This window comes from Streptomyces sp. NPDC101234, assembly GCF_044767525.1.
In the GTDB taxonomy this organism is placed as follows: Bacteria; Actinomycetota; Actinomycetes; order Streptomycetales; family Streptomycetaceae; genus Streptomyces; species Streptomyces sasae.
This window is the reverse complement of the sequence record NZ_JBIWOA010000027.1, coordinates 24,568-45,002: the sequence shown is the minus strand read 5'-3', so window position 1 is coordinate 45,002 and position 20,435 is coordinate 24,568. Positions and strand designations below refer to the sequence as shown.

Annotated in this window: 17 protein-coding genes; 9 read left to right on the top strand and 8 right to left on the bottom strand. The window is 71.0% G+C overall.

Features of this window, described 5'->3' with window-relative positions:
* Window position 1: 1 nt before the first annotated feature.
* A complete protein-coding gene (locus tag ACIRR9_RS38310; protein ID WP_403761917.1) occupies window positions 2–637 on the bottom strand; it encodes a hypothetical protein in 636 nt (211 codons plus the stop codon).
* Window positions 638–791: 154 nt separating this feature from the next.
* On the opposite strand from ACIRR9_RS38310, the gene ACIRR9_RS38305 reads away from it, so the two are divergent.
* Complete coding sequence (locus ACIRR9_RS38305) at window positions 792–2,114, top strand: histidine kinase dimerization/phospho-acceptor domain-containing protein (RefSeq protein ID WP_403761914.1); 1,323 nt, start codon at window positions 792–794, stop codon at window positions 2,112–2,114.
* A 102-nt stretch (window positions 2,115–2,216) separates the two neighbouring features.
* Here ACIRR9_RS38305 and ACIRR9_RS38300 read toward each other — a convergent pair whose 3' ends face one another.
* From ACIRR9_RS38300 to ACIRR9_RS38290, 3 genes are all read right to left on the bottom strand, one after another.
* Complete coding sequence (locus ACIRR9_RS38300; RefSeq protein WP_403761911.1) at window positions 2,217–3,311, bottom strand: ABC transporter substrate-binding protein; 1,095 nt, start codon at window positions 3,309–3,311, stop codon at window positions 2,217–2,219.
* Window positions 3,312–3,373: 62 nt separating this feature from the next.
* Complete coding sequence (locus tag ACIRR9_RS38295; protein ID WP_403761908.1) at window positions 3,374–4,255, bottom strand: ABC transporter permease; 882 nt, start codon at window positions 4,253–4,255, stop codon at window positions 3,374–3,376.
* Entirely contained in the window at window positions 4,252–5,112 is an 861-nt protein-coding gene (locus ACIRR9_RS38290; RefSeq protein ID WP_403761905.1) for an ABC transporter ATP-binding protein, read from the bottom strand. Before ACIRR9_RS38290 ends, ACIRR9_RS38295 begins: the two co-directional genes overlap by 4 nt.
* Before the next feature lie 232 nt (window positions 5,113–5,344).
* Between ACIRR9_RS38290 and ACIRR9_RS38285 the strand changes: the two genes are divergently transcribed.
* The 3 genes from ACIRR9_RS38285 to ACIRR9_RS38275 all read left to right on the top strand — a co-directional run bounded on the left by ACIRR9_RS38285 (window position 5,345) and on the right by ACIRR9_RS38275 (window position 9,885).
* A complete protein-coding gene (locus tag ACIRR9_RS38285) occupies window positions 5,345–7,042 on the top strand; it encodes an ATP-binding protein (protein ID WP_403761902.1) in 1,698 nt (565 codons plus the stop codon).
* A complete protein-coding gene (locus tag ACIRR9_RS38280) occupies window positions 7,039–7,728 on the top strand; it encodes a response regulator (RefSeq protein WP_365344339.1) in 690 nt (229 codons plus the stop codon). Before ACIRR9_RS38285 ends, ACIRR9_RS38280 begins: the two co-directional genes overlap by 4 nt.
* Before the next feature lie 378 nt (window positions 7,729–8,106).
* Window positions 8,107–9,885: a hypothetical protein gene (locus ACIRR9_RS38275; RefSeq protein ID WP_403762226.1), complete on the top strand. Its 1,779-nt coding sequence runs from the start codon at window positions 8,107–8,109 to the stop codon at window positions 9,883–9,885.
* Window positions 9,886–9,997: 112 nt separating this feature from the next.
* Here the strand turns inward: ACIRR9_RS38275 and ACIRR9_RS38270 are convergent, their stop codons facing one another.
* Window positions 9,998–11,053, bottom strand: coding sequence for a sodium-dependent transporter (locus tag ACIRR9_RS38270; RefSeq protein ID WP_403761899.1), 1,056 nt, complete (start codon window positions 11,051–11,053; stop codon window positions 9,998–10,000).
* 168 nt (window positions 11,054–11,221) lie between these two features.
* Here ACIRR9_RS38270 and ACIRR9_RS38265 point away from each other — a divergent pair, with 168 nt between their 5' ends.
* The 5 genes from ACIRR9_RS38265 to ACIRR9_RS38245 all read left to right on the top strand — a co-directional run bounded on the left by ACIRR9_RS38265 (window position 11,222) and on the right by ACIRR9_RS38245 (window position 16,903).
* The gene (locus tag ACIRR9_RS38265; protein WP_403761896.1) at window positions 11,222–12,037 is read left to right on the top strand and encodes a hypothetical protein; all 816 of its coding nucleotides are present in this window, start codon (window positions 11,222–11,224) and stop codon (window positions 12,035–12,037) included.
* A gap of 9 nt (window positions 12,038–12,046) precedes the next feature.
* Window positions 12,047–12,700 (top strand): response regulator transcription factor, encoded by a 654-nt coding sequence (locus ACIRR9_RS38260; RefSeq protein WP_403761893.1) that lies wholly within the window; start codon window positions 12,047–12,049, stop codon window positions 12,698–12,700.
* Entirely contained in the window at window positions 12,691–13,959 is a 1,269-nt protein-coding gene (locus ACIRR9_RS38255; RefSeq protein WP_403761890.1) for a sensor histidine kinase, read from the top strand. Before ACIRR9_RS38260 ends, ACIRR9_RS38255 begins: the two co-directional genes overlap by 10 nt.
* 38 nt (window positions 13,960–13,997) lie before the next feature.
* Window positions 13,998–15,272, top strand: coding sequence for a hypothetical protein (locus ACIRR9_RS38250; RefSeq protein ID WP_403761887.1), 1,275 nt, complete (start codon window positions 13,998–14,000; stop codon window positions 15,270–15,272).
* A 269-nt stretch (window positions 15,273–15,541) separates the two neighbouring features.
* A complete protein-coding gene (locus tag ACIRR9_RS38245; protein ID WP_403761884.1) occupies window positions 15,542–16,903 on the top strand; it encodes a hypothetical protein in 1,362 nt (453 codons plus the stop codon).
* Window positions 16,904–16,912: 9 nt separating this feature from the next.
* On the opposite strand, the gene ACIRR9_RS38240 is transcribed toward ACIRR9_RS38245, so the two are convergent.
* The 3 genes from ACIRR9_RS38240 to ACIRR9_RS38230 all read right to left on the bottom strand — a co-directional run bounded on the left by ACIRR9_RS38240 (window position 16,913) and on the right by ACIRR9_RS38230 (window position 20,272).
* Entirely contained in the window at window positions 16,913–18,121 is a 1,209-nt protein-coding gene (locus ACIRR9_RS38240) for a hypothetical protein (RefSeq protein ID WP_403761881.1), read from the bottom strand.
* A 166-nt stretch (window positions 18,122–18,287) separates the two neighbouring features.
* On the bottom strand, window positions 18,288–18,629 hold the full coding sequence (locus ACIRR9_RS38235) for a hypothetical protein (protein ID WP_403761878.1): 342 nt from the start codon (window positions 18,627–18,629) through the stop codon (window positions 18,288–18,290).
* A gap of 77 nt (window positions 18,630–18,706) precedes the next feature.
* Window positions 18,707–20,272 (bottom strand): Na+/H+ antiporter, encoded by a 1,566-nt coding sequence (locus tag ACIRR9_RS38230; RefSeq protein ID WP_403761876.1) that lies wholly within the window; start codon window positions 20,270–20,272, stop codon window positions 18,707–18,709.
* Window positions 20,273–20,435 lie beyond the last annotated feature (163 nt).

The following is a 20,435-nucleotide window of genomic DNA, read 5'->3' as shown; positions in this document are numbered from 1 at the left end:
CTCACCGCCAGGCGAAGGAGTCGCTGACGATGCGCCACGGGTCGACGTTGTCGGCCTTGACCGGCCCCGACAGGGTCAGGTCCACCTCGTGCCCCGCGCGGTAGAACGCGTAGCGCTCGAAAGCGTCCCGCACCACCTTGCCGGTGACCGGGTCCTTCGCCGAGTCGCCCTGATAGGTCAGCAGGACCACCCGGCCGGCGTGCCGGGTCACCTCACTCACCCTGGGTGAAGAGAACTTCGGTACCTGGGAACGGAGTCGGGGTACGACCGCGTTGGCGACCGAGCCGGCCGTGGGCGCGCCGGAGGCGGAAACCGCGGTGATCTTCACGGTGTTGAGCTTGTCGGTGAACGCGGTGGTGCCGCCCTGGCTCGTGCGGGCCCAGCCCTCGGGCACCTTCAGGGTGAAGCCGGTGAAGGAACCGCCGGTCGGTTGGTAGGAGACGTACACCTGGTTGTCGGGGATGTCACCGGGCGGGTTGGACTCGGTGGGCGCCGGCTTGTTCTGCCCGCTGACGGTGGACGAGCCGGACGCGGGGCCACCTGATCCGGCGTGCGACCCGGAACCGGAACAGCCGGCCGTCACCGCCGCCACCAGCGTCAGCCCGACGGCCGCGTACGTCCTTGGGTGTGCTGCCATGGCCACTGCCCTCCAGAGGAGTCCTCGGACCGGACGGTCATGGCACCGAGGCTAGGAAGCGGCCGGTTAACGCCCCGCCCGCCGCTGGTTAGACGACGGCAAAACCGTGTGGCGCGGCGCATCCGCCCTGGTGAACGGCCCGCATGATGAGGGCATGAGACAGCGCGTGGTGCGAGTCGCCCTGACCGCCGCTCTGGTCGCCGTCGTCCTCCTCGCCGTCCCGCTGGCCCTGGCGATCAGATCGTCCCTGTACGCCGACCAGCGCGACAACCTGGAACGGGCGGCCCTGGCCGGGGCCGTACGCGTGAGCCCCGACTTCGTGACCGGCGACCCGGTGGAACTGCCCGCGCCTCCGGCCGGCGGGCGCCTCGGCCTGTACGACCCTCGATTGCGACTGCGCGCGGGCAGCGGCCCACGGCCCGGCGACACTCCGGTCCGGCAGGCCCTCGGCGGTGAGGTGGTACGGCACCGGGCGGGCGCCGACCTGGTGGTGGCCGTACCCGTCGCGCATGCCGAGAAGGTGATCGGTGTCGTACGGGCCTCGTCCCCCGCCGCGGCCGTACGCAACCGGGTCGCCGCCGCCTGGACACTGCTGCTCGGTGTGGCCGTGCTCGCGCTGGCCGTCGCCGTCCTCGTCGCCCGCCGTCAGGCCCGGGCGCTGACCGCGCCGCTGGAGGACCTCTCCCGGCACTGCCGAGCGGTGACCGAGGGCGACCTGAACGCACGGGCCGCCCCGAGCAGCGTCGCCGAGATCGACCAGGTCGCCCGCACCCACAACGAAATGCTGCACACCCTCTCAGAACTCCTGCGCCACGAACGTGACTTCACCGCCAACGCCTCCCACCAGCTGCGCACCCCGCTAACCGGTCTGCAACTCGCCCTGGAAGCGGGCCTCGCCCAGGACGACGACGCCCGGCTGCGGCCCGTGCTGGCCGAGGCACTGGCCACCACGCAGCGCCTGCACCACACGGTGGAGGAGGTGCTGCGCCTGTCGCGCTCCAGAGAGACGGCTCGTCCCACCGCCGGGACGATCGCCGTACGACAGTTGCTGCGGGAGACGGAAGAACGGTGGCACGGCCTCTTCGCCCAGGACGGCAGACGCCTGGAGTGCGCCACCCAGGACGCACCGGCCGACGTCCGCGTTCCGGGCGCGTCCGTCTCGGAGGTGCTCGGCATCCTGCTGGACAACGCCCGGGTGCACGGGCGCGGCACGGTCCGCGTGGCGGTGCGCGACCTGGAGGACGCCCTCGCCTTCGACGTGAGCGACGAGGGGACCGTGACAGGCTCGGCGTCCGGGCTCTTCGACCGCGGGCGCACCGGCGACGGCGAGGGAACGGGCATCGGCCTGGCCCTCGCCCGTGACCTGGTCTTCTCGCTCGGCGGCAGGCTCTCGCTGACCAGCCGGCACCCGGCCACGTTCACCCTGCTCCTGCCCGTCGGACCGGACGAGACGCAAGCGGCTGAGGCACCTGGGTGAGACAGACCGCGTACACCGAAGAGCGGCCGGCCGGCGAACCCGGTGCGTGGCGCGGGGCCGCCCGGGTGACTGTCACCCGGGCGGCCCCGTGCCGGGCGGGGATCAGCCGGTCGGTCCTGCCGGGGTCGTGGTGGTCTTGAAGCCTTCCGTCTTGTTGGCCTGGAGGGCGAAGTCGTTGGTGAACGTCTTGCCGAGGTCCACCGAGCCCTTCACGTTGCCGACCAGCTGCTCCGTGGCCAGGGAGGTCTTCGGGCCGCCGGCGGGCATGATGCCGTCGGGGAGGAACTGGCCCTTGTCCTCGGTCAGGGCGGTGATGTAGTCGGCCTTGGTCACCAGCTGGTTCGACACGAACGACGCCGGCAGCTTGTTCGCGATGTCGGCCGCGCTGTGCGTGTTGATCCAGTGCATGGTGGCGACGAGTGCGTCGACGACCTTCTGCACCGTGTCCTTGTGGGAGTTCACCCAGTCGGTCTGGGCGAGCACGCTGGCCGCGGGGAAGGCGCCGCCCATGGCCGCCGTGGCGCCCTGCGTGGTGGCCAGGTCGATCGCGGAGGCGCCGACGCCCTTCTTCTCGATCGCGGCGACCGTCGGCTGCGTCGTCATCACGCAGTCGACCTTGCCGTTCTGCAGGGCGGCGATGGCCGTGGAGCCCGCGCCGACGCCGATCCGGTGGAACTGGGCGGTCTTGACGCCCTTCTTGGCGGCCAGGAACTGGGTGAGCGTGTCGGTGCCCGAACCCAGGTCGGTGACGCCGAGCGTCTTGCCCTTGAAGTCGGCGCCCGAGGCGACGCCCGACTTCTTGGTGCACATCTCCCGCTCGCCCGGCGCGCCGGACAGCTGGACGACGTCCTCGACCGCCTTGCCCTTGGCCTGGAACTCGATCGTGTGGTTGTACCAGGCACCCGCCATGTCGACCTGGCCCGAGGCCATGGCGTCCTCGGCGCCGACACCGCCGTCCTGCTCGGTGCTGAGCTGGACGTTCACGCCGTACTTCTTGTAGAAGCCGAGGTTCTGGGCGAGCTGGTAGGGCAGGTAGATCTGCTTGTCGATGCCGCCGACCATGAGCTTCACGGTCGGCGTGCCGCCGGAGCCGCTGCTCGCGGTGGTGCTGCTGGAACCGCTGGAACAGGCGCTGACCGCGCCGAGGGCGAGAACGGTGAGGACGGACGCGGCGACTGCGACGGGTCGTCTGGACATGGCTGGCCACATTCCTTTTCTGGGTGCAACAGGGGATGGGTGAGGGGGAGAAGGGGGCGGCGTCAGAGGGCGTTCGACGCCTCGGAGGGGGCCGGCGGCCGCCAGGACAGCAGCCTGTGTTCGAGCTTGCCGATCACCCACTCGGCGCCGAGCACGATGACCGAGATGACGAGCATCGTGGCGAACACGCCGTTGGGGTCGAAGTTGTTCTGCGCGGTCTTGATGACCAGGCCGAGGCCGCTCTGCGCGCCGAGCACCTCGCCGACCAGGGCACCGACGATCGCGAAGCCGAAGGCGCTGTGCAGGCTGGCGATGATCCAGGTGAGCGCGGAGGGCACGGTGACGTGCCGGATGATCTGCAGTTGGGAGGCGCCGAGCACCTTGGCGTTGGCGAGGATGTTGCGGTCGACCTCGCGCACGCCCTGGAAGGCGTTGAAGAAGACGATGAAGAACACCAGTACCGCGGCGAGCAGGATCTTCGGCAGCACGCCGATGCCGAACGCGACGATGAAGATCGAGCCGAGCACGATCCGCGGGATCGCGTTGACCATCTTGATGTAGGGGCCGAGGACGTCGGCGAGGAAGCGGCTCTGGCCCAGCGCCACACCGAAGATCACGCCGGTGACGGCCCCGAGGGCGAAGCCGACGAGTGCCTCCTGGATCGTCGTCCAGATGTTCGCGTAGAAGGATCCGAACTCGGTGCCGTGCTGGAACAGGTCGACCAGTCGTCTGGCGATGCCGGAGGGCTGCCCGAAGAAGAACGGGTCGACGATCCCCCAGGTGGTGAACGCCTGCCAGCCGCCGATCACGATGACCGCGAGGCCGATGCGGCCCGCCCACACCAGGCCGATGCGGCGCCGGCGCGCGCGTTTGGCGGCGGCCGTGGCCGAAAGCTGTGCGCTGCCCTCGACGGGAGCGGGGGAAACTGCGGACGCCGTGCTCATGCCGTACCTCCTGCGGTGCGTGCGTAGGCGCGCTCCACCTCCTCGCGCAGCGAGTCCCAGATCTGGTGCTGAAGTTCGATGAAGCGGGGCTGGAAGCGGATCTCCTGGACCGAGCCGCGCGGCCGCGGCAGATCGATGTCGAAGACCGCCTTGACCGACCCGGGACTGGACGTCATGACGACGACCCGGTCGGCGAGCGCCACGGCCTCGTCGAGGTCGTGGGTGATGAAGATGACCGACGGCCGGATCTGCTCCCACAGACCGAGCAGCTCGGTCGACATGATCGCCTTGGTCTGCACGTCCAGGGCGCCGAACGGCTCGTCCATGATCAGGATCCGGGGTTCGTTGATCAGCGCCGCGGCCATCGCCACGCGCTTGCGCATACCGCCGGAGAGCTGGTGCGGGTAGCGGTCCTCGAACCCCGTGAGGCCCACCCGGCGCAGCCAGTCGCGCGCCGAGGCCTGGGCCTGCTGTTTGGGCACCCCGCGGAAGACGGGGCCCATCAGCACATTGCCGAGGACGGTCTTCCAGGGCAGCAGCGCGTCGGCCTGGAACATGAAGCTGACGCCGTCGGTGACACCGTTCACCTCACGGCCGCCGACCTTGACCGATCCCTCGCTGGGCCGGTCGAGTCCGGACACCATGCCCAGCGTCGTCGACTTGCCGCAGCCCGTCGGGCCCACCACCGCGCAGAACTGGCCGGGCTCCACGGTGAACGACACGTCCTGCAGTGCCGTGAACACCTCACCCGCGGGGGTCAGAAATCGTTTGGTGAGCCCGGAAATCTCGACTCGCGCGCTGTCCCGGCCGTCCTGCTCGGCGGCCGGGCGCACCGCGGCATCGTTGCGTGAAGCCATCTGAGGCTGTCTCCTTCCTGACCTCGGAGGTCGAGGAAGGCAGACGCTAGGGGCCACCGGGTGTTACGTCGCTGTTTCATCCGTATCCCGCGTTAGCCGTGTTAGCCCGGGTTCTGCTCGTTCTGCTCAGCGAGACGGGGGTGGGCAGAAGGCAGACAGCGGGGGCACAATCACGCCACCACGGGTACGGCGCAGGGGCCGGGCCCGGCCCGTACGGCAGGCAGCGACACCTGTGAAACCCATCCGTATCCCGATCCCCGGCCGTGGCGGGAAGGGGAGGCTCTCCGCGCGGATTCTGGCCAACCAGCTGGTCATCCTGGCGCTGACCGGGCTGATCGGTTTCGTGCTGTTCGCCTTCGCGCAGCGGGGCGAGATCGACCGTGCCTACGAGCAGCGGGCGCTCGACATCGCGCAGACCACGGCCGCCGACCCGCAGATCCGGCAGGCCATGCAGTACGGGGGAGGCGGGCACGTGGTGCAGACCGTGGCCGAACGGATCCGCAAGGCGTCCGGGGCGTCGTACGTGGTCGTACTCGACCTGCGCGGCATCCGCCACTCCCACCCCGACCCCACGCTGATCGGCGAACCGACGGGCGATCCGATCGTGGTGCTGGACGGCAGGCCCCAGGTCGGTACCGACCAGGGCGCGACCGGGCGTTCCGCCAACGGCAAGGCTCCGTTGCGCGGACCCACCGGCAAGCTGGTCGGCGAGGTGTCCGCGGGCATTCCCGAGCACTATGTGCTGGGCGAGCTGTGGCGCGAGCTGCCGACCTTCGGTCTGTACAGCGCCATCGCCGTCGCGCTCGGCTCGGCGGCCGCGTTCCTGCTGGCCAGGCGGCTCAAGCGGACGACGTTCGGACTGGAACTGGAGGAGATCGCCGGGTTGCTGCAGGACCGGGAGGCGATGCTGCACGGCATCCGTGAAGGAGTCGTCGCCTTCGACCCCGACGGCAGGATCACGGTGGTCAACGACGAGGCCCGCGACCTGCTCGGCCTCGGCACCGCGCTCGGCAGCACGCTGGCGGAGGTACTGCCGGACGGGCGGCTGCGCCGTGCCCTGGACGGCACCGTGACGGGCAGCGACATCAGCGTGCTCACCGACGACCACTGCCTGGTCGTCAACCGGATGCCGGTGGCCCTGCACGGCCGTGAACTGGGCGCGGTGGTCACCGTGCGCGACCGCACCGAGCTCATCGGGCTGCTGCGCGAACTGGACGCGGTGCGCGGGCTCACCGACGCGCTGCGCGCCCAGCAGCACGAGTTCACCAACCGGATGCACACGATGGCCGGGCTGCTGGACATCGGCGATCACGAAGCCGCGTACGAGTTCGCCGTCGAGACGGCCGGCGCCGAGCAGGCGCTGACCGAATCCGTACGGGAGCGGATCGGCAACCCGCTGCTCGTGGGACTGATCGTCGCCAAGATCACGGTGGCCGCGGAACGCGGGGTGCGGATCGTCCTCAGTGACGACTCCGCTCTCGGCGAGGACCCGCCGCATCTGCGCCGGCTGCTGACCATCGTCGGCAACCTGCTGGACAACGCGATCGACGCGTCCGCGACCGGACCGGCGCGGCCGGGCGGTCCGGAGGTGCGGCTGTCGTTGATCGAGGCCGTCGACGTGGTGCGGGTGGAGGTGGCCGACACCGGGCCGGGCATCCCGCCGGGCGCCACCGAGTCGATCTTCGAGGACGGCTGGTCGACCCGCCCGGACCGGGGTACCGCGCGGCGCGGCCTCGGACTCGCTCTCGTCCACCGGTTGGTGCAGCGGCACGGCGGCACGATCACGGTCAGCGAGGGGCCGAGTGCGGTCTTCACCCTGACGTTGCCCGTGCCCGACACCGTCCCGGCCCCGCAGGGCGCCCTGTTCACGACGGCTCCGCCGGTTCCGGTCGGCGCGCCGGACGGCATCGCAGGAGGTGACCGCTGGTGATCCGGACCCTGGTGGTGGACGACGACTTCCGGGTCAGCCGCATCCACTGCGACTACGCGTCCCGTGTAAAGGGCTTCGAGGTGGTCGGCCAGGCGGCGACCGTGGACGCGGCGCTCGACGCGGTACGCGCCCTCCACCCGGACCTGCTGCTGCTCGACATCTTCCTGCCGGACGGCAGCGGACTCGACGTGCTGCGCCGACTGAGCGGAGACGAGGGCGGCGACCGCCCCGACGCCCTCATGATCACCGCCGACCGGGACATCACCTCGGTGCGGATCGCGATGAAACTCGGCGCCGTCGGCTACCTGGTCAAGCCCTTCGGCGCACCCGACCTCGCCGAGCGACTCACCGCCTACCGCGAACTCCAGCACCGCATGGACGCCCTGGGCACGGTCCCCGAGACCGAACAGGCCGATGTGGACGCCCTGTTCAGCGCCGCCCGCCCGCCGGCCGTGCCCCGCGTCCCCGCCAAGGGCCACTCCGCGCCCACGCTCGCCCTGCTGCACCAGTCCCTGCGCACCGCACAGGACGCCCTGTCGGCCGCGGAGACCGCCGAACGCACCGGCGTCTCCCGTGCGACGGCGCAGCGCTATCTCTCCTACCTGGTCAAGGAGGGCATGGTCCGGCTCGAACTGCGCTACGGAGCCACCGGACGCCCCGAGCACCGGTACCGTGCCGTGCACTGACCGGGCGACGGGCGACGGGCGCCGTCTCGCGCGGCCGCTCGAGCCTGCCGGATCCTCCCGCCGTGAAGCGATACCGGCGGTACCGCCGGTATCGGCGGGCGTTTTCACGCAAAGCGCTTACCGACTACATCCTTGTAGACCTCAGGTGAACTGTAGATGATCGGACAGGGGCGTCGATTCGTCCCTGCCCTGAACGGCGGATGCCTGTCTCCCGTGCCGGGGCGGTCGGATGAACCTCCGGCTCGGCGGAACCCCGCCGCCCCAGTCTCCCTCTACGTGATGTAGCAGATGGCTCCCGGGCGGCCGGCCCCATGTGGTTGCCGCCCAGCGGAGGCGAGACGGAGGAGGCAGTTCTTGACTGACACCCATCGTGCCGGAATGGGCGTCCAGTCCCGCGGTCGTACCGCGACGCACCCGGCGGCACCGCCCCCGGCCCCGGCCCTCGGCATCCCGGACGCCGGGCCCCAGCAGTGGCACCGGGGCATGACCCTGGTGGCCACGATCAGCCTGTTCATCGGCACGCGCGCCGCCTGGACCGCCGCGATGGAGTCGAGCCCCCCGGTCGCCGCCGTCATCTCCGTCTGCTACGCCGCGATCCTCGGCTGTGCGGTTCTCAGCCTTCTCGTACGCACCCGCAGGGCGCTGATCCGGGTCGACGCGGCCGTACTGGTCACCGCCGTCGCGCTGGTGATCTGCGGCTATCTCCTCGACCACGCCGGCACCGACGAAGGCGTGCTGACCGCCCAGGCCGCGAACGAGATATTGCACGGGCGCCCGGTCTACGGTCAGTCGTGGCCCTGGTTGTTCGCCGACCACGGCGTCCTGGTCACCAAGACCATGTCCGGCGGCGCCGACTACACATACGGCTACCCGCCGCTGACCGCCCTGCTCGCCGCACCGGTGCATGCCGTCGTCCACTCGACGGCAGCCGCCACCCTGGTCCCCACCGCCGCGCTCCTGGCCTCCTCGGTCCTGCTGTGGTTCCTGCTGCCGGCGCCCTGGCGGTCCGCGGCCACGGCCGTCTGCCTCGGTTTCGGCCTCCTGCCCCACTACGCCTACTCCGGCTATCCGGCCATCACGGCCCTCGCCCTGCTCATCCCCGTCGTGGTCCGTTGGCCCAGCACGGGCGAGGGCGGCCACCTCGGACCAGGGGGCGTACTGCGGGCGGCCTTGCTGGGCGCCGCCTGCGCCGCCCAGCAACTCGCCTGGTTCCTCGCCCCGTTCCTGCTGATCGGCCTGTACGCCGTCCGGCGCGGCGAACTCGGCCCCCGGCGCGCCCTGGCGGTCACCGCCCGCTACACGGCCACCGCCGCCCTCACCTGGTCCGCGGCCAACGCGTACTTCGCCGTACAGGACTTCCCGGCCTGGTTGAACGGAATCCTGCTGCCCATGGAGCAGAAGGCGATCCTGCACGGTCAGGGCGTGATGGGTATCTCCTACTACTTCACCGACGGCAGCAGCCGCCTCGACTACTACTCCTACGGCAGCCAGCTGCTGCTGCTCGGCCTGCTCGCGGCCACGCTGCTGTTCGTCCGGCGGCTGGGCCCGGCCCTCACCGTCCTGCCCTGGATCGCGTTCTACCTGGCCACGCGCTCCCAGGACGGCTACTTCCTGATGATGACCCCGCTGTGGCTGGCGGCCGCCGCCACCGTCCCGGCCGCCGCGTTCGCCACCGCCTGGCAGCCTCGGCCGGCCCGGCTCCTGCCCCGCCTGCCCCTGTTGCCCCGCCTCACCGGCCGCCGCGCCAAGGCCGTCGTGGCGGCCGGGCTGCTCGCCCCCGCCCTCGTGTGCGTCGTGATCGCCGCCGCGAGCCCGCCGCCGCTGCGCATGAGCCTCACACCGCACTTCGCCAAGCACGGGTCGCGGGTCGGTGTCACCACCATCGACGTCCGGGCCGTGAACACCACGGGCACGGCGCTTGAGCCGCACTTCGCGAGCCGTACCGGTCAGGGCGCCTCCGGCTGGTGGACGATCGCCTCGGGTCCTGCCGTCCTGGCCCCGCACACCTCCGCCGACTATCGCGTGGAACCCGGGGGAGGGTTCCACGCGATGCCCGGCGGCCACGGTCCGGGCACCTATCTCATCGTCGTCACCGGCACGCCGATGACGATCACCTCCGCCCGTATCCCGGCCGCCACTTCTGCCACCGGCACATGATCCGAGGCTCCTCGCCGGTCGCCGCCGCGCGCGACGACCGGTCGCTCCGGGGGTGGAACGGGCGGTTCGGAGTACGTTGGCCTCAGCGCGGTCGTCGGCCGAGCGTCGGTCGCTACGCCCTTCGAGGGCGGGCCCGTACGACCCGGTTGGCGGCCGTCTTCTGCAGCAGACCGTAGGCGAGGACCGGAAGCAGCAGATGCGGTTTGTCCGGGAGCGCGGCCGTGATCAATACCGCGCTCGCGCTGCTGTTGTTCATGCCGCAGGCGAGGGTGAGGGACGAGGCGGCGGGCGGGTCCAGCCGCAGCAGCCGTGCCGCGCACCGGCCGAGCACGAACGACAGCTGGCAGACCAGTGCCGCCACGACCAGCGCGGCACCCAGCAGCAGGGGGCGTGGCCGGGCGACGAAGGAACCGAGGGCGCCGCTGGCGTTGACGTACGTCAGGACGAGCGAGCCGACCAGGGCCACGGGTACGACGACTCCCGACACCTGCCCGGGCCAGGACGAGGGCAGGGCGAACCGGACCAGCACGCCCGCCGCGCAGGGCAGCACCACGCCGGCGAAAGCGAAGCCGCCGCCTGTGAGGTGATCGTTCGCTGCGAGCGAGTCGGCGTAGCCGTCGCTGAGCAGCGGGGACAGGAGCCGGACCAGCACAGGCGTGGTGAGCGGGCTGAGAAGCGTGGAGGCGAGCACCAGGCCCACCATCGTGGGCTGGTCCCCGTCGCCTTTGCCGGTCCACACGGTCGCACCGGCCGCGACGGGCATGGCGACGACCAGGATCATCGCGGTGACCAGGCCGCTGCCGCCGTCGGAGTCGGGCGAGGTGTGCAGCAGGCACGCGACCAGCGGGATGACCAGCAGCGGGATGGCCAGGTGCAGAACGAGCCCCGCGAGCAGTGCGCTCGGGCGGCGCAGCACGCGGCCCAGCTCACGGACGGGCACCTGGAGCCCGGCCGAGAACAGCACCAGCCACAGCAGGCACGGCGCGGTGGACAGGGGCAGGCGGAGCAGCGGCCCGAGCGGCAGGGCGTGGGTGTGGCGCAACCACAGGCCTGGGGCCGGCAGGAGCAGGGCGCCGGCGTAGGACAGGACGACGGCTCGGCCCAGGCGGCGCCGCAGCCAGACGGTCGCGCGGTCAGCCGGCGCGGAGACGGTGGTCGTGGCGTGCAAGGCGGTCTTCTTCCGTCGCGGGGGCAGGGGCGGGACGGAAGGCCGCTATGAGAAGACGGAGTGCGTGCGTGTGCATGGCGCCATGCTGCTCGCACGGCGGTGGCGAGGCGGGCGATGCGCGGCGGCAGTCAGGATATGTTCAGGATTGCGGTGCCATGGTCGGGCGGTATGACCTATGAAACGTCTGAGGGCCAGGTGGTTCCTGAGGCTGCCCGGACAGCCCCTCTGGGTCATCGCCCGCGCCGGAACAAGGTGCCCGAGCCCACCCTTCACTTCTGGATCATCAAGATCCTGTGCACGACGGTCGGCGGGACCGCGGCCGACCTGCTCGACGAGAAGGCGGGTCTGGGGCTGACCGGCGTCTCGGTGCTGATGAGCGCCCTGCTGGCCGTCGTGCTGGTGGGCCAGTTCCGCACGAGTGCCTACCGGGCGGGCGTGTACTGGCCCACCGTGACGCTGATCAGCGTCGTCGGCACACTGATCAGCGACAACCTCACCGACGACATGGGCGTCCCGCCGGAGACCACCACCGCTGTCCTCGCGATCGTCCTCGCGGTCGTGTTCGTGGTCTGGTACCGGCGCGAGCGGATCCTGGCCATCCAGCACATCGACACCGCCGGCCGCGAGTCCTTCTACTGGCTCGCGGTGCTGGTCGCGTTCGCCCTGGGCACCGCGGCAGGTGACCTGGTGTCCGAGCGCCTGGACCTCGGGTACTGGCTGTCCGCCGTGCTGTTCGCGGCGGTCATCGCCGCGGTGGCCATCGCCCACTTCGCATTGGATCTGGACGCGGTGTGGAGCTTCTGGATCGCCTACCTCCTCACCCGCCCCCTCGGCGCCTCCATCAGCGACTACCTCTCCCTGCCCGCCGGTGACGGCGGCCTGGGCCTGGGTACCGTCGTGACCAGCGCCCTGTTCCTGGCGGTCGTCCTCGGACTGGCAGGGCGCTGGCCAGGGAAAATGGAGAACTTCCGGCGGAATACCTAGGGTCAGTGCGTGGCTTTTATTGTGGTATGCGAAGATGACGCGGCGGTTCGCGACGTCCTCAAGCGCGCGCTTGAGCACGACGGCCATACGATCGCGGTCGCCGCTACGGCGGACAGCCTGCTGCGGAACCTTGAGCCGGTCCCCCATCTGGTCGTCCTCGATCTGGGACTCCCGGACGCCGACGGCCGCGATGTCTGCCTGGCGCTGCGGGCACGTGGCGTCGATGCCCCGGTGCTGATGCTCACCGCTCTGGACGGCATGCACCACAAGGTGGGCGGCTTCGAGGCGGGAGCCGACGACTACATGACGAAACCGTTCGACATCCCGGAGCTGCTCGTGAGGGTCCGCGCCCTGCTACGCAGAACAACCGCGACGACCCCACCGAGGGGCGTCGTTCTCGATCCGGCGAAACACGTGGTGATCCACGGTTCGACGAGCGAGAGCCTGACGCCGACCGAGTTCCGGTTGCTGGGCAGGCTCATCGCCTCACAGGGCGACGCGGTACGCCGCCACGCCCTCGTCGCAGCCGGCTGGCCGCATGGCGCACACGTCAGCGACAACACCCTCGACTCCTACGTGCGCCGGCTACGGACCAAACTCGGTGCGCTGGGCGTGGCCGATCGCCTGGCGACGGTCCGCGGGGTGGGCTATCGATGGGAGTGACGGGTTTCCGCGGGAGGGTCGTCGCGCTTGCGGTGCTGATCGCCACAGCGGTGGTCGCCGTGCTGGTGGTGGTCTCGCACGTGTTGCTGAGCCAGGTGACCGACGCCGACGCGAACGCTCTGGCGCATACGCGTGCAGAGTCGGTGGCGGCGAACGTGACCGTACGCGATGGTCACGTCGTGCTGATCGAGAGCGGCAACGAAGCCCTGGACACGGTCTCGTGGGTGTATGCCGACGGGCGCCTCATCGACGGGATCGTGCCGGGCAGCGTCCTTCACCGCGTCGAGGCGCTCGTCGGCTCCGGGCAGTCCCAGACCACCACGGTGGGCAGTCACCTTCTGTATGCCCAGCCGATCCCGCTCGAAGGCCACCACGTCATGGCGGTCGTGAGGGTGGATCTGACGCCGTACGAGACGTCGGAGCAGCGCAGCCTGACGATGTCGCTCATGCTGGGCGGCATCTCGATCCTGCTCGCCGGCGTCGTCGCACACCTCGTGGTGGGTCGTGCGTTGCGGGTGGTCCACGACATGGCCGCCCTTGCCGACGACTGGGGCGAACACGAACCCGGGCGCCGATTCGACCTCGGCGCACCTCGCGATGAGTTCGGGGAACTCGGGCGAACTCTCGATCGCCTGCTCGACCGCGTGGACAACGCGCTCGCGGACGAGCGCCGGCTCACCGACGAGATCGCCCACGAGTTGCGGACGCCCCTGACGGCCCTGCGGGGCGAGGCACAGTTGGCGCAACTCGCGGGTCACCGGGTGGCACCGGAGTCCGTGCTGACCGAGGTCGACCGTCTGAACGCGGCGATCACGACGATTCTGAGCACCGCCCGGACGCGGATCGACGGCGGTACCCGCTGCGATCTCAGGGCGGCGGCGCGACAGGCGATCGCCGGTCGCTCCATCGAACTCGCCATTCCGACCAACGTCGATGTCGCCGTGGCAACCGAGCTCGTCGTGGCTGTGTTGTCACCCCTGTTGGAGAACGGCCTGCGGCATGCGAGTTCGCGTGTCTGGGTCACGGGGCGCATCCAGCCCCAGGGCGTCGTGATCGACGTCCTCGACGATGGCCCGGGGTTCGATCCGACAGAGGTCGACCGGGTCTTCGAAGCGGGCGTGACCAGCGGCAACGGGCACGGACTGGGGCTGGCCGTGGTGAAGCGTCTCGCCGCGTCCGCGGGGGTGGCAGTCCGTGCGATCGCGGACGGTCACGGTCGCGTCGAGGTGACCTTTCCCACGCCGGAGGCGATCGCGTAGTCAGGTTGTGTGCAGGTTGGCCGAGCCAACCTCGCCGCATGACAACGACGAGCGAAGCCCGCACGCACCGCAGCGGGCGGCTGATGCTGAACAAGGTTCCCGAGGTCACCGTCTGGTTCTGGGTGATCAAGATCCTGTGCACGACCGTCGGTGAGAGCTTCGCCGACTGGATCAACATGAAGCTGGGCGTCGGCCTGGTGAACACGGCCTGGATCTTCACCGCGGTGTTCGTGGTGGTCCTGGCCGCCCAGCTGCGGCTGAAGCGGTACGTCCCGTTCCCGTACTGGCTGACCGTGGTCGTTGTCAGTGTCACGGGCACGCTGTACACCGACATCCTGACCGACCAGCTCAACGTGCCGCTGTGGATCAGCACCACGGTGTTCTCGGTCCTGCTCGCCGTGGTCTTCGGCGTGTGGTGGCTGCGCGAGCGCACCCTCTCGATCCACTCGGTCACGACGCTGTCGCGCGAGTCGTTCTACTGGCTCACCGTTCTCGTCACCTTCGCCCTCGGCACCGCGACCGGCGACTGGACCCTGGAGCTCACCGGCTGGAGCCCGGGAGTCTCGGTCCTGCTGCCGCTCGGCCTCATCGCGGCGATCGCGCTGTTGCGGAAGTTCGGCGCGAACCCGGTGCTGTCCTTCTGGCTCGCCTACATCCTGACCCGCCCGCTCGGCGCCAACATCGGCGACTGGCTCGCCTCCCCGAAGGTCGCTCAGCCGGGCGAGCCGACCGGCCTTGCGCTGGGCACCTTCACCACCAGCCTGATCTTCCTCGGCCTGATCCTGGCGACCGTCGTCTACCTGACGGTGACGCGTTCCGACGTGACCGAGACCTACGACGCCACACACACCCCGCAGATCGCGGCCAACCCGCAGCGGGAGCGCATCGGACTGGCGGGCTTCGGCCTCCTCGCCGTCGCCACCGGGAGCCTGCTGGTCTGGGCGCACAGCCAGCCGCACGTCGGCCCGGCGCCGGAGACCGACGCCACCTCCACCGTTCAGCTCGCCCCCGGCCAGGCCGTGAAGAAGTTCCCGCCCGCGAAGGTCGACGCACTCAAGGCACTCGCATCGACCTCGCTCAGGGACGCACGGTCGGGCAACGCGACCGCGGCCCACGCGGCCGCCCAGTCGCTGCGAGACCTCTGGGATGCCGACCAGGCCTCGCTGCAGCCGCTGGACAACACCGGCTGGACGTTCCTCGACGCCCAGATGGACCAGGTCCTGAAGACTTTCGGGATCGACCACCCGAACCCGCCGATGGCGCCGGCCCGGCAGGAGGCCGAACTCAACACCCTCCTCACCGATATGCGCTGATGCGCTGACGGACCCGACCGGCGGCGGCCACTCCCCTGAGGCCGCCGCCGAGGCCCAGGTGCTATCGCCTCCCCCTCCGTCACATGGACAGCTGAAGATCGGCCGCGCTAGGTTCGGTACGGCCGTCTTCGTCCACCACGACGACTTGCCGGCGGCCGTCGGGCACGGCAGCCACGAAGGCCGTAACTTCGTGAACAAGATCGTCACCACGCTCCTCGCAGCGAGCTGACACAGTGGACAGGACTCGACGGCGACCCGGTGAGTGACGTGTGACGACCGACAGCAATCAGTGGGCTGCGCGCTTCGCGGTGCGTATCCGCTCGGTCCGCCCGTCGCCACCGGGGGCCGCCGCCCGGCAACGGCCCGACGCGGCCATCTGGACATCCGTGGCCGGCATCGCGCTGTTCGCGCTGGTCGGCGCGAGCGCACCCAATCACAACACCCTGCGGGCGCCGATCAGCCGGCTGCGCCTGCCCGCCATGCCGGGCACCGCGTCCGCGGCCCTCACCTACACCGCCATCGTGCTGTGCTGCCTGGGCGCACTCGCCCTGCTGCACGCCCACGAACAGGGCTGGAGACCGAAGCCGCAGGCCCTGTTCGGCGCCGGCGCGGTCGCCGCGCTCGTCGTCGCCAACCTCACCCCCGTCGGCTCCTCCGACACGGCCAGCTACGCCGCGTACGGCCGGATCACCGCGCTCGGCGGCGACCCGTACGTGATGACGCCCGCCCGGCTGGGAGGCGCCTACGCACATCTGGTGAGCGACGCGTGGCGGCACACGCCGTCCGTGTACGGGCCGGTGGCGACATGGTGGCAGGCCGGCGCCGCGGTCGTCGGCGGGGACCTGCCGTGGCTGACGATCTGGGCGCTGATGCTGGCGAACGCGGCCGTCTTCCTGGGCACCGGCTGCCTGCTGATCCGCACCGCCGACGACCCGGTACGCGCCGCCCTGCTGTGGAGCGCCAACCCGCTGCTGATCGGCGTGCTGGTCGCGGGCGGGCATCTGGACACCCTCGTCGCCTGCCTGGCCGTGTGCGCGGTCCATGTCGGCCGCAGAGCCGTGGGACGGCACCACGATCTGATCGTCGGAGGCCTGGTGGGCCTGGCGTGTGCCGTCAAGATCAGTGCCGCCCTGTTCGGGGTCGGTCTGGCCTGGCCCCTGCTGCGTTCCGGCGCCTGGCGACCGGCCGCCCGGCAGGCAGGTGCCGCCGTGCTGATTCTGGCCGTCCTCTACGGCGTCTACGGCGTCCATGCCCTCGCCCCCCTTTCAGGTGCCTCGCACCAGGTCTCCTCGCCCTCCCCGTGGGCGGTGCTCGAGTACTTCGGTACCAGGTACCTGGGCCCCCGCGCGGCCGCCGCCGCCCCCGGACTCCTCTGGCCCGTCCTGATGCTCGCCCTTGCCTGGCTGCTCCACCGCCGGGTCCCGGCCGGGCGCCCCGCCGCGGTCGCCGTGCCCTTCGTGCTCGTCTTCGCCTGGATTCTCACCGCGCCGTGGTCGATGCCCTGGTACACGGCCCTCGCCTGGGCCCTGGCGGCCCTGGGCCGTCAGGGGCCCCTCACCCGGTACCTCGTCATCACCACCGGCGTCCTGGCCCTGTTCAACAACGGCGGCGGCCATGGCTGGACATGGTGAACGGCTGCGTCACAGGGCCCGAGTGGAGACGGTCAGGAGGTAGGTGCCGTAGAAGAGCGAGACGACGGCCAGGGCGGTGAGCAGGACGACAAGGGTGCGCAGGCGGCTCCGCGCCAGATGCCGGGCGAGCGGGAGCAGCAGGGGGAAGGCCGGCAGCAGGAACCTCGGCTTGCTGGTGAAGAAGTGGGTGCCGCCGACGGCGATCACGATGAGGACCGCGCAGTATGCGAGCAGGGGCAAGGGCATCCTGTTCAGGACGCAGAAGACGAACAGCAGCACGGAGCCGAGGATGATCGCGGCCGTCAGATAGACGACGAGGGTGTCGTGCCCGACGACCAGGTGCTTGAACATGTGGGCGGTGTAGCGGCCGAAGTCGAACCGTGAGCCCCAGAGGCTCTGTACGTGGAAGTAGCCGGTGGGGTTGTGCGTTCTGAGCCCCACCCAGCCGACGTAGCCCAGCCAGCCGAGGGGAGCAGTGGCGGCGGCCGCCCAGGCGCGCCAAGCGGTGGGCGCACCGGCGCGGCGCAGCTGCCAGAGATGAGCGACGGCGCCGGTGACGACGGCGGCCGCCACGGCGAGGCCGTTGGGACGGCACAGCCCGGCCAGCACCGCCAGCGTCGCCGCGGTCAGCCAGCGGCGGGTCAGCACGGCGTAGAGCGACCAGGCGGCGAAGGCGATCATGAGGGGCTCGGTGTACGCCATCGTCAGGATGATCGCGTGCGGCGTCAGCGCCCACAGCGCCACGAGGAGGATCCCGACGCGACGTCCGTGCAGCAGTTCCCCGACCGCGTACACGCCCCAGGCCGCCACCAGGGCGGCACTCCATGAGATGAGCAGCGCCACGTTGACCGGGCCGATCGGCAGCACCGTGTTTACTGCGCGGATCAGGCCCGGGAAGAGGGGGAAGAACGCCAGGTCGTTGAAGACGCTGTGGCTCCATGCAGGGCGGATGACCAGGCCGTAGCCGTACTGGGAGATGTGCCAGTACCAGTGGCCGTCCCATTCCAGGCCGAGCACGGTCCGCGGGTGCTTGCCGAGGTGCAGGGCCCACAAGGTCGCCATGATCACGCCGGTCAGCCGCACGGAGGCGAACACCGTCAGTGCCGGCAGCGCCTTCCTCAGCTCGGAACGCCAGGACCGCCGCTGAGGCGGTGAGGCGAGTCTCGGCGTGAAACGCTGCGTGAGCGCGTTGCTCGTCTTCGTCGGGCTGTCGCCCATTTCGACCTCCTTCTCTGCCCTGCAGGAGGGAGCTGTCGGAGGCCGGGTTCCATTGACAAGAAACCTCTTACTTCGCGATAACCGGTGATATTCCGCGCCGATGTCGCATTACGGAATTCTTGCGGGCCGGTAGGAGAGCTCCGGGCTCTGGTCCTCGTCCGTTCGATCACCTCTTCCGGGGCGGAGCGGGCCTGACCGCCGCGCCGACGGCGAGTCGCCGTGATGCGGCGGCTGCGGAGACCCCCGAGAACCATCGGGTCCTGAAGCGACGGCAGAGATCTCGGGCCACGTACACCCCCGGGCCGCCGAAGCCGACGATGTCCGCGGCTCCGTCACCGGTGGTCGTGAGCAGGAACCGGGGGTGCTTCTCGACCGTGCTCCAGCCCTGGTCGACGCCGAACTCGTCCAACGTGCACTTCGGGGCCTGGACGGCGGCCCCGGACAAGGTGGCCGACATCGATCGCGCCCGCTTCACGGCCTCGGCCGCCGTGGGCCGCTCGGTGGTCACCGGCCCGCTCCCGTGGGCGGGCGCGCTGCCGCCGCCCTCACCGGCCTCGGCCTGTGGCCCAGGCCGAGGGGGTTCCGTCAGGCGTCCGCCAGCCGTGCCTCCTCCAGGTCCAGGGAGCGTTGCAGCCGGCGGCGGGTGGTGTCGCTGATGCGGTGGGTGTCGTACAGGCGCTGCAGTTCCGTCGTCTCCACGGCTATCAGGTCGCGGCGCAGCTGGCGGTAGACCAGGTCGGCCGACTCGGTCGGCGTGGCGGTGCCGGCGAGGCGGTCGCGGGCGTCTTCGAGGCGGGCGGTCAGGCCCCGGCGGAGCCGGTCGAGGACGATCTCGGGCACGGCCTCCAGCTCCGTGAGCTCCTCCAGGCGGCCCAGACCGGCGTGGGCGAGGCGGGAGCGGGCCTCGACCTCCTCGCGCTCGGTGTGGGCGGGCTCCAGGGCGATGCCGGAGCGGCGGACGACCGGGGCCAGGGTGAAGCCCTGTACGACGAGGGTGACGACCACGACCGAGGTGGTCAGTACGAGGACGAGCGGCCGGTCCGCCAGGGCGGTGCCGTCCTTCGCGATCTCCGGGATGGACAGGGCGGCGGCCAGCGGCATCACGCCCCGGGTGCCCGCCCAGGTCAGCACCATCGGCACCCGCCAGTTCATCCGGCCCGGCGCGCCCTTGCGCTGCACGACCGCCGACAGCGGAGCGATCCACAGCAGCCGTACGGCGATGAGCGTGCCGGCCACCGCGAGGGCGTACAGGGGCCACGCCCGGTCGCCGTCGGCCAGGGCCCGCACCTCCGCGGGCAGCGCCAGGCCGATCAGGGAGAACACCACGCTCTCCAGCAGGAACACCACCGTGCCGTAGACCGCGTGCAGCTGGAGCCTTATGCGGGCGTTGGTGAGGCGGTCGCCGCGGCCGCCGAGGACCACGCCCGCGACCACGCACGAGGTCACGCCGGAGGTGTGCGCCGCCTCGGCAAGGAGATAGGCGGCGTACGGGGTGACCAGGGCGATCACCGTCTCCAGTACCGGGTCCTCGGTGCGCCGCCGGATCAGGGCGATCACTGCGGCCACCGCGGCGCCGATCAGGGTGCCGCCACCGGCCAGCACGAGGAACTGGCCGCCCGCCGCACCCCAGTCGGCGGCCGCGGAGGCCACCGCGATCCCGGCCGCCACCCGGACCAGCACCAGGGAGGTCGCGTCGTTGAACAGGCTCTCCGCCTGGACGAGCACCTGCACCCTCGGCGGCAGCGAGAGGCGCCGCCCCAGCGCGGTGACCGCCACCGGGTCGGTGCTGGCCAGCACCGCGCCCAGCACGAACGCCATCCGCCAGGACAGGGGCGTCACCCACACCGCGACCGCGCTCACCGCGGCGGCCGAGGCGAGCACCAGCCCTATCGCGAGGATCCCGACCGGCTTCCACACCGCGCGCAGCTCGCGCCAGGGCATGTCCTCCGCGCTCGCGTACAGCAGCGGCGGCAGCACGACCAGGCCGATGATCTCGGGGCTGATCTCGATCTGCGGGGTGCCCGGCAGCAGGGCCACCGCGAGACCGGCGACGACGAGCAGGGAGGGGGCGGGGATCCGCCAACGGCGTGCGAAAGTGGCGACCACCGTGGCGAGGACCACGAGGGCGAGAACCGTTCCGACGCTGCGCATGCCGTCCCCCTGGGGCCCAACAGGAGCCACCGTGGCTCCCGGCCGACCAGACTTCCCGGCACACCTGCTGCCACCCTATCGGGCCGGCTCACGTCAAGACAGTGTCAAGGTCCCCGGGAACGCCGCCAAGGAAGCGCTAACAACCGCGCCGACCGGCCCGCGA